Origin of the sequence: Paenibacillus sp. FSL H7-0756, from assembly GCF_038006765.1 — a bacterium.
Taxonomy (GTDB): domain Bacteria; phylum Bacillota; class Bacilli; order Paenibacillales; family Paenibacillaceae; genus Paenibacillus_AQ.
In genome coordinates, this window is the sequence record NZ_JBBOVT010000002.1 from 1,407,853 (window position 1) to 1,423,601 (window position 15,749).

The window sequence follows — 15,749 nt, forward strand, 5'->3', positions numbered from 1 at the left end:
AATCGGTTGACGAAGCAATTTTTGCTGTGATATGATATTCAAGTATTGTTTTACGCAGGTGTAAGTAACAAGGAGGTGTAATCTATGTCCCGCACATGTACAGTAACAGGCAAGAAACCGGGCAGCGGTAACCACGTGTCTCACGCTAACAACCGCAACCGTCGCTCTTGGGGAGTTAACGTTCAGAAGGTTCGTATCTTGGTGAACGGCAAACCGAAACGCGTGTACGTCAGCACCCGTGCTTTGAAATCCGGTAAAGTTGAACGCGTCTAGTTTCCGATCATTCCCGGGCCTGGCGATATCTCATACCAAGTAGAAACGGACATGCCGTTCTTTCATAGACGGTATCCGTTTCAGCGAGAATAGAAGAGATATTATATTTGTAGCAAAAAGCACCCTTTACATTCGTAAGGTGCTTTTTTTCATATTTACTTGTCTTCTTTAACCTAACTCTTCTGAAACGTGTTCAAAATCGCTTTAACAAAACCTCCCAAAAATCTTGGCAGCTTGAACGTGTAAAATTTCATGATTAACCCTCCCATCAATTCATGCCGTGCAGTAGGAGACGATCCTGTCTAGATGAAGAATATTCCATCGATTGCAGACCTCCGCAAAAAAGGCTACATGAGATTTCTGCTCATGTAACCATATTTATGCGACCACAACTTGGCCTATACCTTCCGTATGCGAATGCAGCAGATTGAGGGTCAATTCGTTCAATAGTAAATGGGTATCCTCGCCTATATCCGGGCTGCGCTGTCCGCCGCCTCACGAATGGCCTTGATCGCGCCTGCGCGGTCGGTGCGGCCAAACACCGCATTACCAGCCACAAGCACATCGGCCCCTGCTTCAGCTACAAGCGGCGCCGTAGCTTCGGCTACTCCGCCGTCTACCTCGATATGCAGACCCTTGTGATGGATCTCCTCAGCCCACTCCCGGAGCTGTGTAATCTTATGCAGTGTGCGCGGAATGAAGGCCTGCCCGCCGAAGCCCGGATTGACTGTCATCACAAGCACCATATCTACATCCTCCAGAACCTCACGCACCGCCGCAGCCGGGGTAGCCGGATTAATGGCCACCCCGGCCATCAGGCCGAGCTCCTTGATCTGATGGATTACTCGGTGCAGATGCACGCAGGCTTCGGCGTGAACTGTAATCACAGAAGCACCCGCAGCCGCAAAATCAGCAATATAGCGTTCCGGGTTCTCAATCATTAAATGTACATCTAGAGGTAAAGAAGTATGGGCTCTCACCGCTGACACAATCGCGGGACCCAGCGTAATATTCGGCACAAAATGTCCGTCCATCACATCTACATGAATCCAGTCCGCACCGCTGGCTTCCGCTTCGGCCACCTCTGCGCCAAGCGCTGCGAAATCTGCTGACAATATGGAAGGAGCAATTTTTACCATGAGTTTAGTACCTCCGCTTTTTATCTTTCATTTCATTATAAAACAGCTTGTAATGCTCGTAACGGCTATCTGCAATATCCCCGGACTCCCAGGCCTCTATCACCTTGCAGCCCGGTTCGTGGAGATGGCTGCAGCCGCGGAATTTGCAATTCTCCGCATAGGAAGCGAACTCACGGAAGCACTCCGACAGCTCTTCTACGCCCAGCTCCAGAAAATCCAGCTGGCTGAAGCCCGGAGTGTCGGCCACAAACCCGCCATTACCTATATCCATCAGCTCTACATGGCGTGTAGTATGACGCCCGCGTCCGAGTCGGAGGCTAATCTCCCCTGTCTCCAGTGCCAGACCGGGTACAAGCCGGTTAAGCAATGTCGACTTCCCTACGCCCGACTGTCCTGAGAAGACGCTGATGATTCCGGCCAGTCGCTGATGCAGCTCATCCGCACCTGATCCGTTCAGTGAGCTTGTGACCATGACCTCGTAACCAATCTGCTCATATAGAGCTTTGACGGCTTCCGTAGCCTGGCCTTCATCATCGGCCAGATCCTGCTTCGTCAGCACAATCAGCGTCTCCAGGCCTGAATGCTCGATATGAACCAGGAACTTGTCCAGCAGATTAAGATTCATATCCGGCTCCCGCACGGAGAACAGCAGCACTGCCAGCTTCACGTTAGCCACCTGAGGGCGGATCAGCTCCGATTCACGGGGAAGCAGTTCATCAACCATGCCCTCTCCGTTCTCAGTCAGCACATAGATTACCCGGTCACCGACCAACGGCGCAATTCCTTTCTTCTTCAGGATGCCGCGCCCCCGGCACTGTACCGCTTCTTCTTCAGTTACAATCTGTTCATCCTTGAGCGGCTTAACATAGTAATATCCGCTTAACGCTTTAATTATGATTCCTTCTGGCATACATGCTGAGCCTTCCTCTCCTGTATATTGCGCAAATGACCCAAGTGTATAGTCCCCCGGGTCATTTCGCTGCTTCAACCCTGCCCGTATTCCCGGCAGCCCGGCTGAAGCTTATCTGTTCTATTATTTATGGACTTTATCTTTGCCCGGCTTGTTGTCAGGGCCCTTACCGTTACTTTTCCCCTTACCATTACTGTTGCCATTGCTGAGGGCGGAAGCCAGTTCAGTGTTATTCTGTCCGTTACCCGGAACATAACCCGTCTGGTCCGTCTCGCCCGGCACCTCTCCTTCTCCGGTGTCCGGCGGAATAATTGCCGGCTCTGCTGTCGGGTCGGGAACTGGAGTCTCAGTAGGCTGAGCAGGCTCGGTAGGAGCAACCGTCGGTGCAGGCGTCTGTGTCTCCACCGGAGGCGGTTCAGGCTGCTGCACAGTGTTATTTTTGACATCGACATAAGTGATCGGATAAGTCTCCAGGAACTCCCCGTCCCGGTATACTGATACCATGCCGTCTTTATTAGGGGCAAGCAGCATGTTCACGGATAAGGTCTGGCTTTTGCCAATCGTGCGTGTGCCCCACTCCTGGTTCTCGCCGCCGTTGCGCGCATCGGCAAACACGATACGAATCTTACTCTTCTTGCCTTCAGCAGCCGGTGCTACCGGAACATTAAACGTAAATTCCAAAGCTTCCGGAGGGTAACCTGTGCTGATGTAGATCGTAATCTTCTCGCCTGGAGGGACCAGATCCCCTGCCTCATAGGCCCACTGCTTCGTAACCTTACCCTTCTCGTAAGTGAAGCTCGGCTCTTGTTTGACCGCATCCAGCACCAGACCTACACTTTCCAGCGCAGCCTTGGCTTCCTTCTCGGTCTTCCCTAGGAGATCCGGCATCTGGGTGTTTTCTTTGCCTTTGCTCACGATTAGCTTGATACTCACCGTCTCAGGATCATATTCTGAGTTTGCGGCAGGCTCAGAGCTAATGACCTTCCCCTTGGCAAATTCCTCACTGAAGCGTTCATCAGGAGTGATTCTGCTCTGGGCTATGCCAAGCGCAATTAACTCCTTGACGGCATCGTCATAACTCAGGTTAGAGACATCCTTAAGCTTAGGAAGAACCTTGGCGGCACTTACCGTCAGAATAATATGAGTTCCTTCTTTGACCATCGTATTGGTCTTGTTCTGCTTCCAGACAATATTCTCTTCGAAATTAGGATTATACTCAACCAGTGCGGGCTCCTCGGCAAACAGTCCCACAGCCTCAAGCTCAGCCTTGGCCTCCTGGAAGGTCTTCCCTGTCACTGCAGGCACCGAGACTTCATCGACCGACAGCTTGGAATTGACATACCACACAATTCCGGTCATGGCGATTAAAACGACCAGCGTAAGGCTGATCCACAGTGCTGCGCGGCCCTTACGCTTCACAGCAGCAGGCGGCGGAGCTTCCTCCATACTGCGGATTCGCTCCTCTCCGCCGCCACGGCTGCTTAGCCCGCGCTGGAGCGGCTTGATCGCCGGAATGATACGTGTTCTGTCCTCATCATCATCATCCTGGAACAGCATTTTGGCTTCGCTGCGCCGTTCAGGCAGCAGACAGGTCTCCAGATCCTGCAGCATTTGCTTGGCAGACTGGTAGCGCTCCTCCGGGTTCTTGCGCATCGACTTGAGAATTACATTCTCCACGCTTTGCGGAATCAGCGGATTCAGCAGACGCGGCTCCTCGAATTCCTCCTGCAGATGCTTCAGCGCCACGCTAATCGGACTCTCTCCTAAGAAAGGCAATACACCTGTAAGCATCTGATATAGTACGATACCCAGGGAGTAGAGGTCCGACTTCTCACCCGTAGCTACACCCTTGGCATGCTCCGGCGAGAAATAATGCACAGAACCGACCACAGACCCTGTCTGAGTAATCGTAGTGGACGTAACCGCCCGGGCAATCCCGAAGTCGGTTACCTTAACCCGCCCGTTACGACCAATCAGAATATTATGTGGTTTAATATCGCGGTGTATAATCTGGTTCATATGCGCATGATCCAGCGCATCACAAATCTGCGAGGTAATCCGCACGGATTCATCCACCTGCATCGGTGCCCGCTCTTTAATAATTTCATTCAGGTTCTTGCCTTCAATATACTCCATAACAATATAATGAATTTCATCTTCCTGGCCGACATCGTATATGCTGACTACGTTGGGATGAGATAACGAAGCAGCTGATTGCGCCTCCCGCCGGAACCGGCGGATGAATTCCTCATCATGCACAAATTGATTGCGCAGTACTTTGATAGCAACATTCCGGTTAAGCAGAATATCATGGGCTCTATAGACGAGCGCCATGCCTCCTCCGCCGATCCGTTCGATGACTTGGTAACGGCCGCCCAATTCGTGACCGATCATCTTTCCCACTCCTTTGTCTCGGGCACTGCGGCCTCTCCTTGGTGTTCCAGCATAGCAACGCTTATATTATCGCTGCCGCCCGCAAGCAATGCCAGTTGAAGTAATCGCTCTGCTCTTTCTTCCAGAGATATTTCATTTATTCCGGCTACCTTGCCCAGATGCTCCAGACTGACATAATTGCTGAGCCCATCGCTGCACAGCAGCAGCAGCTCACCAATCGCAAGCGTAACATATGCCAGATCCGCGGATACCACTGTATCCGTCCCCAGTGCCCTGGTAAGCACATTGCGGCGGGGATGGTTATCCAGCTCCTCCAGACTGATCTGGCCGTTCCTGAACAGCTCATTCACCAGCGTATGGTCCTCGGTTAGCTGCCTGGCTTCACCGTCCCGGATCAGATAAGCCCTGCTGTCTCCGATATGGCCGATATAGCCTGCCGACCCTTTCAGCAGTGCAGCAACGATGGTGGTCCCCATATTATGGAGCTTCTCATCGCTCTGAGCTTCTCTGTGAACTGTGTTATTGGCTTCCATGATGGCGGCAGTCAGCGCTTCCTTCAGCTCTGCCTCCGGAAGATCAGGCTCCAGCTGGTCCAGAATCCCCCTGACGGTCTCAAGTGCAAGCCTGCTCGCGGTATCGCCAGCCAGATGTCCCCCCATTCCGTCGGCAATAATGCCGAGGGTATAACCGTGGCGCGTGGCGCCGATCCAGACTGAATCCTCATTGACGGTACGTACCCGGCCAATGTCGCTGGCTTGAACTGTTCTGATCAAATATCCTCACCCCAACTCCATATGTTTGGCGCGCAGCTGTCCGCAAGCGGCCGCAATATCATGGCCCTGCTCACGGCGGATGGTAACATTCACGCCATGATCGGCCAGTATACGCTGAAATTCAAAGATATCATTGCGGGAAGTCCGGACATACTTGCGCTCAGGCACATGATTGACCGGGATCAGATTCACATGGCAGAGCATGGTCTTCAGCACACCGGCCAGTTCCTCTGCATGCTCCTTCTGATCATTCACGCCGCCGATCAAAGCGTACTCGAAGCTGATCCGGCGGCCTGTCTTAGCCTGATAATAGCGCAGGGACTCGATTACATCGTCGAACGGATAACGGCGGTTCACCGGCATCAGCTTGGAACGGAGCGTATCATTAGGAGCGTGAATCGAGATCGCCAGATTAATCTGAGTATCTTCATCGGCGAATTTGTAGATGTTCGGCACAATTCCGCTGGTGGATACGGTGATATGCCGCTGGCCAATATTCAGGCCCTTCTCATGGATCATCAGACGGAGGAATCTCATGGTTGCATCATAATTCTCGAAGGGCTCGCCTGTCCCCATAATGACAATGCTGCTGACACGTTCGCCGCGCGCATCAAGAATCTGCTGGGAGCGGACTACCTGGGCAACGATCTCCCCTGCAGTCAGATCCCGCTTGAGACCGCCAAGGGTAGATGCACAGAAGGTACATCCGATCCGGCAGCCTACCTGGGTGGTCACACACACGCTGTTGCCATAATTATGCTTCATAATAACTGTCTCAATCGCATGATCATCATGTAGACCGAACAGGAATTTCACTGTGCCGTCCTTGGACTCCAGCTTCGTAATCTCGGTGAGTGCCGAAATACTGAACTGGTCAACCAGTTTGGCTCTGAGTGCCTTGGAGAGGTTGCTCATGGATTCGAAGTCATTAACCCGCTTTACATACAGCCAGTCAAAGATCTGCCCGCCGCGAAAAGCCGGCTCTCCGTTGTCCTTAGCCCATTGCTGTAACTCTTCTAAAGAAAAATCATATATTAAAGGTTTCATTGTATTTTTGCACCTGTGCTTTCATAAATTATATGCGTATTGTTTCTCATTCTTCCTATTTTAACACAAAACTCAGAACCGGTAAAAGAAAAGCCCGCCGCGCGGAGGAATCTGCGGGCGGGAAGCTGTAGTCCGTAAGCACAATCGCTATATTACAAGAGTCGCTCCAGCCGGGCAATATAGAAGCCATCGCTGCCATAATGGTGCGGGAGCAGCTGCATGCCGTCACCGGCAGCAAGCGCGGTTCCTCCCAGCCGTTCCCAGACGGCTGACTTGAAGCTGACCGGGGCGAAGCCGGGATTGCGCTCCAGAAAAGAGGCAACAACCCGGCTGTTCTCCGCCTGCTCAGTAGTACACGTGCTGTAGACCAGCACGCCTCCCGGCTTCAGCAGGCCGGAGACCGATTGCAGCAGTTCAAGCTGCAGCGCAGCTACGCTTGCAATATCCTCCGGCTGCTTGCGCCATTTCAAATCAGGCTTGCGGCGGATGACCCCAAGCCCCGAGCAAGGAGCGTCCAGCAGAATCCGGTCATAGGATTCCGGCTGGAGGGCTACGCCCAGCTCCAGCGCATCCCCGCTTGCAGTGGTTATGCACTCCAGGCCAAGGCGTGCTGCCTGCTCGGCAATCAGCTTAGCCTTATGCTCATGCAGGTCATTGGCCAGTATGGAGCCCTCGTCCTTCATAAGTTCACCCATATGGGCGCTTTTGCCGCCGGGAGCAGCGCAGCAGTCCAGCACCTTCATCCCGGCTTCGGGAGCGACAACCTCGGCGACCAGCATCGAGCTCTCATCCTGAACGGACAGATAGCCGTCCCGGTACCAGGAGGTCAGCGCCAGATTGCCGCCGCCTCTGATGACCAGCCCCGCAGGGCTCACCTTCGATTCTGCGGCATCCAGACCGGCTTCAAGCAGTTCTGCCAGCATGTCCTCCCGGCTAATCATCGTTGTATTAACACGTACACTGACTGCGGGCGGCTCATTATTCGCCGCACACATGGCTTCTGCTGTGTCCGGACCGTATTCCGCCGACCAGCGCTTCACCATCCACAGGGGATGGGAATGCAGAATGGAGATCCGCTCTTCCCGGCTCAGCCCCTCAGGCAATACCGGCAGATCTCCAGCCCGCAGCACACTGCGAAGCACGCCGTTGACCATACCCGAGATGCCCTGATGGCCGCGTCTCTTGGAGATATTCACAGCCTCGTTAACAGCTGCATGCGAAGGCACCCGGTCCAGATACATGATCTGGTACAGGCTTAGCCGCAGCAGACTCCGTACCCAAGGCTCCAGCTTGGCTATCCCTTTGCTGACGAAGCTGCTGAGGACATAATCAAGGGTAATCATCCTTGAGAGAGTTCCGTACACAAGCTCTGTAGCAAGTCCCGTATCCTCCCGGCTGAGGTCCGTTTTCTGGAGGCTGCTTCCCAGCAGCAGGTTGCTGTACGCGCCCTGCTGCTCTACGCGTACCAGAATATCAAGAGCAACCTCACGCGCAGAAGCCGGCGCAGCGGGCTTGCCGCCCTGCCGGTTCCGGCCCGCTCCGCCGGTTCTGCCTGCGGCAGGCTTCCTGCCGGAGGCCGCTGGCTGATTGCCGGAAGTACGCGGACGCTGTCCGCCATCTCCCTTGCCGCCCGCGCTCAACCGAGCACCGTGCCGGGTGCAAGGGTTGCACCACGGCTGAAGTCGGCTGCGCTCATGGCTTTTTTGCCGGCAGGCTGAACGGTTGTAAGAAGGAGCGTCCCGTCGCCGGTCTTCACCTCAACGCCGCGTTCGCTCACGGACAGCACGGTGCCCGGAGCCGCGCTGCCGCCCGGCTGCTCCTCATCCTGCGGCTTCACCGCAGCCCATGCCTTGAAGGTCTCTCCGTTCCACAGGGTGAACGCACCCGAGAACGGCACCAGACCGCGAATCTGATTATACAACTCCAGCGAGCCACGGCTCCAGTCGATCCGTTCATCTTCCCGGCTTAGATTCGGCGCATAGGTTGCTTCGCTGTCATCCTGCACGGCAGCTTCTACACGGCCCGCTGCCAGCCGGGGCATCTCTGCCTTGAGGAGTTCCCGTCCGGCAATGCTTAGCTTCTCAAACAGCGTGCCTGAGGTATCGTCATCCTCTATCGCAACCTCCACCCGTGAGATCATATCTCCGGTGTCCAGTCCTTCCGCCATATACATCAGCGTCACACCGGTCACCTTCTCGCCGTTCATGATACAGCGCTGTATCGGAGCACCGCCCCGGTACTTGGGCAGAAGTGAGCCATGAACATTCACACACCCGTTCGCCGGCAGCTCAAGAACGCTCTTGGGAAGAATCTGTCCATATGCGGCGGTAACAATCAGATCCGGCTCATAGGCAGCCAGCTCAGCCACTGATTCAGGGCGGCGCAGGCGTTCAGGCTGAAGGACAGGCAGTCCCAGCTCCAGTGCAGCCGCCTTCACCGGGGATGGCACCAGCGTCTTCTTGCGGCCTTGCGGCCGGTCCGGCTGACTCACCACGGCCACTACCTCATAGCCCTCTTCCAGCAGCATCCGCAAGGAGGGGACTGCAAAGGCTGGTGTTCCCATGAACACTATTCTCATTTCATTCACTCCTCAGTTTCACTGCGTTCTGCTGTGTATTCATAGACCTTCTCAGCAATATCCGTGAACAGCACGCCATTCAGGTGGTCAATCTCATGCTGAAAAGCCCGTGCCAGCAGGCCGCTTCCGGTAATGGTCACTTCCTCGCCCTCGCGGTTCAGGCCGCGTACAGTCACTGTCTCCGCACGGCGGACATCCCCGTTCAAGCCGGGAATACTCAGGCAGCCTTCGGGTCCGAACTGCTCCCCTTCCATGCTGACGATCTCGGGATTGATCAGCTTGATCAATCCATGCTCTTCATCGGCATCTATTACAATCAGCCGTTTCAGAATGCCTACCTGCGGGGCTGCGAGACCTACGCCTTCCGCGTCATACATCGTATCGGCCATATCATCGAGCAATTTTTGTACATTGGGGGTGACGGTGGTTACCGTCTTCGCTTTCTTGTGCAATACTTCATCCGGTTCTTTCACAATCAGCCTGATTGCCATTTACACTAACACCATCCTTGTTCTATACATATCATTAGTACTTATCGATTCCTTAGGGCAAAACCGCCTTACTATTGTAACACGCCGGAGAATTACATCAACATCTGCGGATCAACATCAATGCTGATCTGCAGACCCTTATCGCGGACGGAATCCTCCAGCTCCTCCGCCACCTGGCGGGCCAGCGCAATAGCATCAATCGCACCGCGCCATTTGATAATGCACTGGAACCGGTAACGCCCCTTCAGCCGGGGCAGCGGCGAGGCCACCGGCCCCAGCAGATCCAGCGCATCCGAGGAGAGCTTGTCCAGACTGCCGTACCAGCGCAGCTGTCTGGCTTTGCCCTGAATGCTGAGCGCATAATTCTCCGCAAGCTTCAGCAGCAGCGGAAGCTGCTCATGCGAGAGGGTGACCAGAATCAGACGGCAATAAGGAGGGTAATGCAGCTCTTTGCGGTGCTTCAGCTCGTCCCGGACGAATGAACGGTAATCATGCCCGCTGGCATGGATAATCGAATAATGCTCCGGTGTATACGACTGCACCACCACCTCGCCGGGGAGCTGATGCCGCCCCGCACGGCCGGCAACCTGCGTCAAGAGCTGAAAGGTCTTCTCAGCCGCCCGGAAATCAGGCAGATTGAGTGCAGAATCCGCAGTAATGACCCCAACCAGAGTTACATCGGGGAAGTCGAGTCCTTTGGCGACCATCTGTGTACCCAGCAGCACATCGGCCTTCTTGTCCCTGAACTGGTTGAGCAGCTTCTCATGCGAGCCTTTCTCCGTTGTCGTGTCCACATCCATTCGGATAACCCGGATGCCGGGGAACAGCTTGCCCAGCTCTTCCTCTACCCGTTGAGTGCCTGTCCCGAAGAAGCGGATATGCTCACTGCCGCACTCCGGGCACAGCTTGGGCGCGGGCTGCGCATGCCCGCAGTAGTGGCAGCGCAGATTGTCGCTTCGGCTGTGATAGGTGAGCGAGATATCGCATTCCGGACAGCCGGCAACATAGCCGCAGCTCCGGCACATGACGAAGGTCGAGAAGCCTCTTCGGTTGAGCAGCAGCACCGTCTGTTCACCGCGCTCCAATCTGCTGACCAGAGCGGCATGCAGGCTGCGGCTGAACATGGAGCGGTTGCCTTCCTTCAGCTCTTCACGCATATCGACCACTGCCACCTGCGGCAGCTCGTTGCCGAGTGCACGGCTCGGCATCTCCAGCAGAATCGGCGAGAAGTGGATATCGCTCTGCGATCTGGCAGCATGATAGCTCTCCAGTGAAGGTGTTGCAGAGCCCAGAATAACCACGGCCCCGCCCTGCTCTGCCCTGCGGACAGCCACATCACGGGCATGATATTTCGGATTCTCCTCCTGCTTATAAGAGCCTTCATGCTCTTCATCCATAATAATAAGGCCCAGATTGGCAAACGGAGCGAACACGGCTGAGCGTGCTCCGACCGCAACCATCGCCTTGCCTTCGCGGATCTTGCGCCACTCGTCATAACGTTCGCCGACAGACAGCCGGCTGTGCATCACCGCTACCCCGCTGCCGAACCGGCCCTTGAACCGTTCCACCATCTGCGGAGTCAGCGCAATCTCAGGCACCAGCACCACTGCCTGCCGTCCCTGCTCGATGCAGCGCTGGATCGTCTGGAGATAGATCTCCGTCTTTCCGCTGCCGGTCACCCCGTGCAGCAGGAAGACTTCATGCGTCTGCTGCTCTACAGTGCGCACAATCCGCTTGTATACAATCTCCTGCTCCGCTGTCAGCGGAAGCGGGGTACTTGGCTTGAAGTCCCGTCCCTGGTAGGGGTCACGGTAGACTTCAATTTCACTGATTTCAATATAACCCTTATCTGCAAGTGCTTTGACCGTGCCCGCAGTAACCTGAAGGATCGCCAGAATATCCTTGAGCGGCATCGGCAGCAGGGCTTCCATTTCAATCAGGTAGGAGAGCACCTCCTTCTGGCGCGCCGAACGCGCCGGGAAGCTGGCGAGCGACTCCCGCGCTGCTGACAATCCAATAGCCAAATCAACGGCCTTGATCTTCTTTTTGCCCATCTTATCCTTAATCGACTGGCTCTCTGCCAGTACACCACGCCGCACCATGAACTTAATCGTCTCTGCAGCCTCAGGGAAGGTGCGGGTCAGCAGCTTCATGGATACCTCACTGTGTCGCCTAACGAAGTCAATGATCTGCTGTTCTTCGTTATCCGCCTCCAGGAAGAGCGGAAAGAGCTCATCTGCGGGGGCGCTGGCCGCCTCCTCTGTACTCCCAAGCGAGATCAGCCGCTCGGCTTTGCCCTTCAAGGCAGTCGGAAGCATCGCCTGCAGTGCGGAGATCCGTCTGCAGGCGTATCTTTGGCTCATCCAGTCGGCCAGCTCAACCAGCTCCGGCGACAGCGGAGGAAGCAAATCCAGTACTTCTACAATCGGCTTCATCCGGGAGACACTGCCGGTCTCGCCCGATTCCAGGGAAACTACGAACCCCTGGACCGTGCGGGGACCGAACGGAACAGCCACACGGCTGCCCACCTCAATCCACAGCTTCAGTGCATCCGGGATAATATAGTCAAACGGCCGGTCGGTGCTGCGTACAGGAACATCGACAATGACCTTGGCAATATCCATTATAGTAAGGCTCCGGCAACACGCTCAGCCGCCAGCCGCAGAATCCGGCGCGCCACCTCATCCTTGGAGGCCAGCGGAAGATCAAGCACCAGACCTTCGGCATCATACACCTTGACGATGTTGGTATCCGTGCCGAAGCCCGCGCCTTCTGCGGCCACATCATTGGCTACGATCAGATCAAGGTTCTTGCGGACCAGCTTATCCTTGGCATAGGCTTCGGCATTTCCGGTCTCGGCGGCAAAGCCGATCAGGAACTGCTTCTCCTTGATTCTGCCCAAGCTCTCCAGAATATCAGTTGTCTTCACCAGCTCCAGCGTCATGGTGCTGCCGCTCTTCTTAATCTTCGAGTCGCTGCTCTCGCGTGGACGGTAATCGGCAACCGCCGCTGCTTTTACAAGAATATCGCAATCCTTCCAGCGGTCCATGACCGCATCGTGCATCTCTTGTGCTGACTGGACACGGACCAGATCAATACCGGCATCACGGGGCGGCACTTCATCGGTACGTGCGGCAATCAGCGTCACCGCAGCACCCATGGCGCGCGCGGCGCGCGCAAGGGCGAAGCCCATTTTACCAGAGGAATCATTGGAGATATAACGGACGGGATCTATACGTTCTACCGTGCCTCCTGCGGTAATCACCACTTTTTTGCCGGCAAGCGGTCCGGAGGTCTTCTCCTTCTGCAGCACAAAAAAGTTCTCAACCACCTTCACGATTTCCTCCGGCTCCTCCAGCCGTCCCTTGCCCACATATCCGCAGGCCAGCAGCCCTTCCCCGGGCTCAATAAATTGAACGCCTCTGTTATAGAGGGTATCCATATTGCTGAGGACCGCCGGATGCTGATACATATGGACATTCATCGCCGGAGCTACCATAATAGGCGCTGTTGTAGCAAGAAGCGTGGTGGACAGCATATCGTCTGCCAGCCCGTGGGCCATCTTGGCGATAATATTAGCCGTAGCCGGAGCAATCAGGACCAGGTCGGCAGCATCTGCCAGATCAATATGCGAAATGGAGGACGGATCACGCTCCTGGAACGTATCACTGTATACCCGCTGCTTCGACAACGACTGGAGCGTCAGCTCCGTAATGAACTGCTTGGCCGATGACGTCATAATGACATGCACCTCGGCACCCTTCTGGGTAAGCTTGCTGGTCAGCGCCGCCGCTTTATACGCAGCAATTCCGCCGGTAATTCCGAGTATAATTGACTTCCCTTGTAGGCTCTTCATTTGTGCTCTCCCCCCGCTACAGAATCTATATACAGCCTCAACCTTTCCCTAAAGATAGAGAAAAAAATAACAACCTTCCGGTTGTCAGGAACAGCCCGGTACGGGCTATTATGGTTATGAGCAGCCTGCCCGGCAGAAATGGTCCTGCCGCCCTTAGCATGGCGGCACCATTTCAAGCGTAACAAGTGCGGATAGTTAATGGACCCAAGCCTCTTCAGGCTTAGGCTACGGAACTGGTCCTATTCTTCACCGCGTGTGACTATAATGCGGTCTTCATAGATTTCTTCAAGGGCAACACCAACATATTTATGCGATTTTGGCGCAACGATATCGGTCTTGCCGCCTTCACGGAGTGCTCTGGCCCGGCGGGCTGAAGCTACAACCAGGGAGTATTTACTGTCAACCTTAGTCATCATTTCATCAATGGATGGATATAGCATGTAAGGCACCTCTTCATCTTTTACTGTGGAGCAATGGACCCATCTGCTGAACCGATCATCTAACCTTACAATGTTCGGCGATAATAATGCTTTCTATTCGCTTGCAAGCCAAATCAATCTCATCGTTCACCACGGCATAGTCATAATGCCGGATCAGACCGATCTCATCCTCGGCCACAGACATGCGGTGGCTGATCACATCAGGATGCTCTGTGCCCCGGCCGCGGATGCGGTCCTTCAGCTCGTCCATTGACGGGGGAAGAAGGAACACAAAGATGCCTTCGGGGAATTTTTCCTTGACCTTGAGCGCTCCCTGAACCTCGATCTCCAGAATAATATCTCTTCCGCTCTCCAGGGTTCTCTCTACAAAGTCACGCGGAGTACCGTAATAATTGCCTACGTACTCCGCATATTCCAGCAGCTTGTCGCCTTCAATCATTTCGTCGAACTGCTCTCTGGATTTGAAAAAATAATTGACTCCGTTCTCTTCACCCGCACGCGGTAAGCGTGTGGTGGCAGAAACAGAATAGACGAGTTCAGGCATCTTCGGCCGCAGCGCTGTGCATACCGTACCTTTGCCGACACCGGAAGGGCCGGATAGTATAATCAGCAATCCTTTTGACATAGTACACTCCATTTGTTGTTATTCATCGTTATCGTCGTCTTTGCTGGATAGGCGGTGAGCTACCGTCTCAGGCTGTACAGCCGAGAGAATCACATGGTCGCTGTCGGTAATAATAACAGCCCGCGTCCGCCTTCCGTAGGTGGCATCGATCAGCATATGCCTGTCTCTGGCCTCCTGGATAATTCTCTTAATCGGTGCCGATTCTGGGCTGACAATGGAAATAATGCGGTTCGCTGACACGATATTCCCAAAGCCGATGTTGATTAATTTGATTGCCATGTTCCGGTTGTTCCCCCCATAAGTAACATCATAGCTTGCTCACTGGTTCCTGTCATTCGAGGTTCGCCGCCTGTTCGCGAATCTTCTCAAGCTCCGCCTTCATATCAAGCGTCAGATTCACAACCGCCAGATGAGTGCACTTCGACCCTATTGTGTTAGTTTCCCTGTTCATCTCCTGGATCAGAAAATCAAGCTTGCGTCCGGCAGGCTCGCTGCCCAGCAGCAAGGCCCGGCACTGGCCGAAATGGCTGTGAAGCCGGGTCAGCTCCTCATCTATATTGCAGCGGTCGGCGAAAATAGCCATCTCCATGCCGAATTTATGCTCATCCCAGGGGAAGCTCCCGTCATTCAGCAGGTTAAGCCGTTGCCGCAGCTTCTCGCGCTGCTCCTCCACAACCAGAGGCGCATATCTGCTGATTCCGGCATGCAGCTCTTCCAGGCGGTCAAGTCTGCGCGTCAGATCGGCCGCCAAATAGGAGCCTTCCCGTCCGCGCATCTCCAGCAGGGCCTCCAGACTAAGCTGGAGACCCTGCTCCAGAAGATCTGCAAGTTCTCCGGAGGCGTCATCCGCAGCCGTCTCTTCCTTCGGTTCCATCACACCGGGCATAGCAAGGATATCCCGCAGGGACAACTCTCCCTTGAAGCCATACTCCCGGACCAGTACCTCCGCTGCATCAAGATAGGCGCTCACCCTGCGGCGGTCCAGCACAGGCGTGTCAGCCGCCCCGTCGGTGAGTTCTCTATTAATAATAACATCTACCCGTCCCCGTCTGATATGAGCCTGAACCATTCTGCGCAGCCTATCCTCATACCCCGTCCATTCCCTGGGCAACCGCAGCACAACTTCGCAGTACCGGTTATTCACCGATTTGACCTCGAACGTTATCTTGTGTCCGCCGGATTGCAGGGCTGACTGACCGTATCCGGTCATACTATATGACAAC

16 protein-coding genes are annotated in these 15,749 nt (G+C 54.8%); 1 reads left to right on the plus strand and 15 read right to left on the minus strand.

The window, feature by feature from the left end:
* The first annotated feature begins 84 nt into the window (after nucleotides 1-84).
* Nucleotides 85-273 (plus strand): 50S ribosomal protein L28, encoded by a 189-nt coding sequence (rpmB, locus tag NST04_RS22810; RefSeq protein ID WP_076074411.1) that lies wholly within the window; start codon nucleotides 85-87, stop codon nucleotides 271-273.
* 173 nt (nucleotides 274-446) lie between these two features.
* On the opposite strand, the gene spoVM is transcribed toward rpmB, so the two are convergent.
* The 15 genes from spoVM to NST04_RS22885 form a co-directional block, all read right to left on the minus strand.
* On the minus strand, nucleotides 447-527 hold the full coding sequence (gene spoVM, locus NST04_RS22815; protein WP_020431362.1) for a stage V sporulation protein SpoVM: 81 nt from the start codon (nucleotides 525-527) through the stop codon (nucleotides 447-449).
* A gap of 213 nt (nucleotides 528-740) precedes the next feature.
* On the minus strand, nucleotides 741-1,412 hold the full coding sequence (gene rpe, locus NST04_RS22820) for a ribulose-phosphate 3-epimerase (protein ID WP_341186257.1): 672 nt from the start codon (nucleotides 1,410-1,412) through the stop codon (nucleotides 741-743).
* 4 nt (nucleotides 1,413-1,416) lie between these two features.
* Nucleotides 1,417-2,322: a ribosome small subunit-dependent GTPase A gene (gene rsgA / locus NST04_RS22825; RefSeq protein ID WP_341186258.1), complete on the minus strand. Its 906-nt coding sequence runs from the start codon at nucleotides 2,320-2,322 to the stop codon at nucleotides 1,417-1,419.
* 123 nt (nucleotides 2,323-2,445) lie between these two features.
* A complete protein-coding gene (gene pknB, locus NST04_RS22830) occupies nucleotides 2,446-4,716 on the minus strand; it encodes a Stk1 family PASTA domain-containing Ser/Thr kinase (RefSeq protein ID WP_341186259.1) in 2,271 nt (756 codons plus the stop codon).
* Nucleotides 4,713-5,489 (minus strand): Stp1/IreP family PP2C-type Ser/Thr phosphatase, encoded by a 777-nt coding sequence (locus tag NST04_RS22835; protein ID WP_341186260.1) that lies wholly within the window; start codon nucleotides 5,487-5,489, stop codon nucleotides 4,713-4,715. Before NST04_RS22835 ends, pknB begins: the two co-directional genes overlap by 4 nt.
* 6 nt (nucleotides 5,490-5,495) lie before the next feature.
* Nucleotides 5,496-6,536 (minus strand): 23S rRNA (adenine(2503)-C(2))-methyltransferase RlmN, encoded by a 1,041-nt coding sequence (gene rlmN / locus NST04_RS22840; RefSeq protein ID WP_036729399.1) that lies wholly within the window; start codon nucleotides 6,534-6,536, stop codon nucleotides 5,496-5,498.
* A gap of 152 nt (nucleotides 6,537-6,688) precedes the next feature.
* Nucleotides 6,689-8,176 (minus strand): 16S rRNA (cytosine(967)-C(5))-methyltransferase RsmB, encoded by a 1,488-nt coding sequence (rsmB, locus tag NST04_RS22845; RefSeq protein WP_341186261.1) that lies wholly within the window; start codon nucleotides 8,174-8,176, stop codon nucleotides 6,689-6,691.
* Complete coding sequence (gene fmt / locus NST04_RS22850) at nucleotides 8,173-9,114, minus strand: methionyl-tRNA formyltransferase (protein WP_341186262.1); 942 nt, start codon at nucleotides 9,112-9,114, stop codon at nucleotides 8,173-8,175. The genes rsmB and fmt overlap by 4 nt, the downstream gene beginning before the upstream one ends.
* A 5-nt stretch (nucleotides 9,115-9,119) precedes the next feature.
* On the minus strand, nucleotides 9,120-9,605 hold the full coding sequence (gene def / locus NST04_RS22855; protein WP_341186263.1) for a peptide deformylase: 486 nt from the start codon (nucleotides 9,603-9,605) through the stop codon (nucleotides 9,120-9,122).
* A 92-nt stretch (nucleotides 9,606-9,697) separates the two neighbouring features.
* On the minus strand, nucleotides 9,698-12,229 hold the full coding sequence (priA, locus tag NST04_RS22860) for a primosomal protein N' (protein WP_341186264.1): 2,532 nt from the start codon (nucleotides 12,227-12,229) through the stop codon (nucleotides 9,698-9,700).
* The gene (gene coaBC, locus NST04_RS22865; protein ID WP_341186265.1) at nucleotides 12,229-13,461 is read right to left on the minus strand and encodes a bifunctional phosphopantothenoylcysteine decarboxylase/phosphopantothenate--cysteine ligase CoaBC; all 1,233 of its coding nucleotides are present in this window, start codon (nucleotides 13,459-13,461) and stop codon (nucleotides 12,229-12,231) included. Before coaBC ends, priA begins: the two co-directional genes overlap by 1 nt.
* A 239-nt stretch (nucleotides 13,462-13,700) precedes the next feature.
* Nucleotides 13,701-13,901: a DNA-directed RNA polymerase subunit omega gene (gene rpoZ / locus NST04_RS22870; RefSeq protein WP_341186266.1), complete on the minus strand. Its 201-nt coding sequence runs from the start codon at nucleotides 13,899-13,901 to the stop codon at nucleotides 13,701-13,703.
* Between the two features lie 55 nt (nucleotides 13,902-13,956).
* Entirely contained in the window at nucleotides 13,957-14,526 is a 570-nt protein-coding gene (gene gmk / locus NST04_RS22875) for a guanylate kinase (RefSeq protein ID WP_341186267.1), read from the minus strand.
* 18 nt (nucleotides 14,527-14,544) lie between these two features.
* Nucleotides 14,545-14,805, minus strand: a complete 261-nt coding sequence (remA, locus tag NST04_RS22880; RefSeq protein ID WP_006209218.1) for an extracellular matrix/biofilm regulator RemA — start codon at nucleotides 14,803-14,805, stop codon at nucleotides 14,545-14,547.
* Between the two features lie 52 nt (nucleotides 14,806-14,857).
* The gene (locus NST04_RS22885) at nucleotides 14,858-15,748 is read right to left on the minus strand and encodes a YicC/YloC family endoribonuclease (RefSeq protein WP_341186268.1); all 891 of its coding nucleotides are present in this window, start codon (nucleotides 15,746-15,748) and stop codon (nucleotides 14,858-14,860) included.
* Between the last annotated feature and the right edge of the window lies 1 nt (nucleotide 15,749).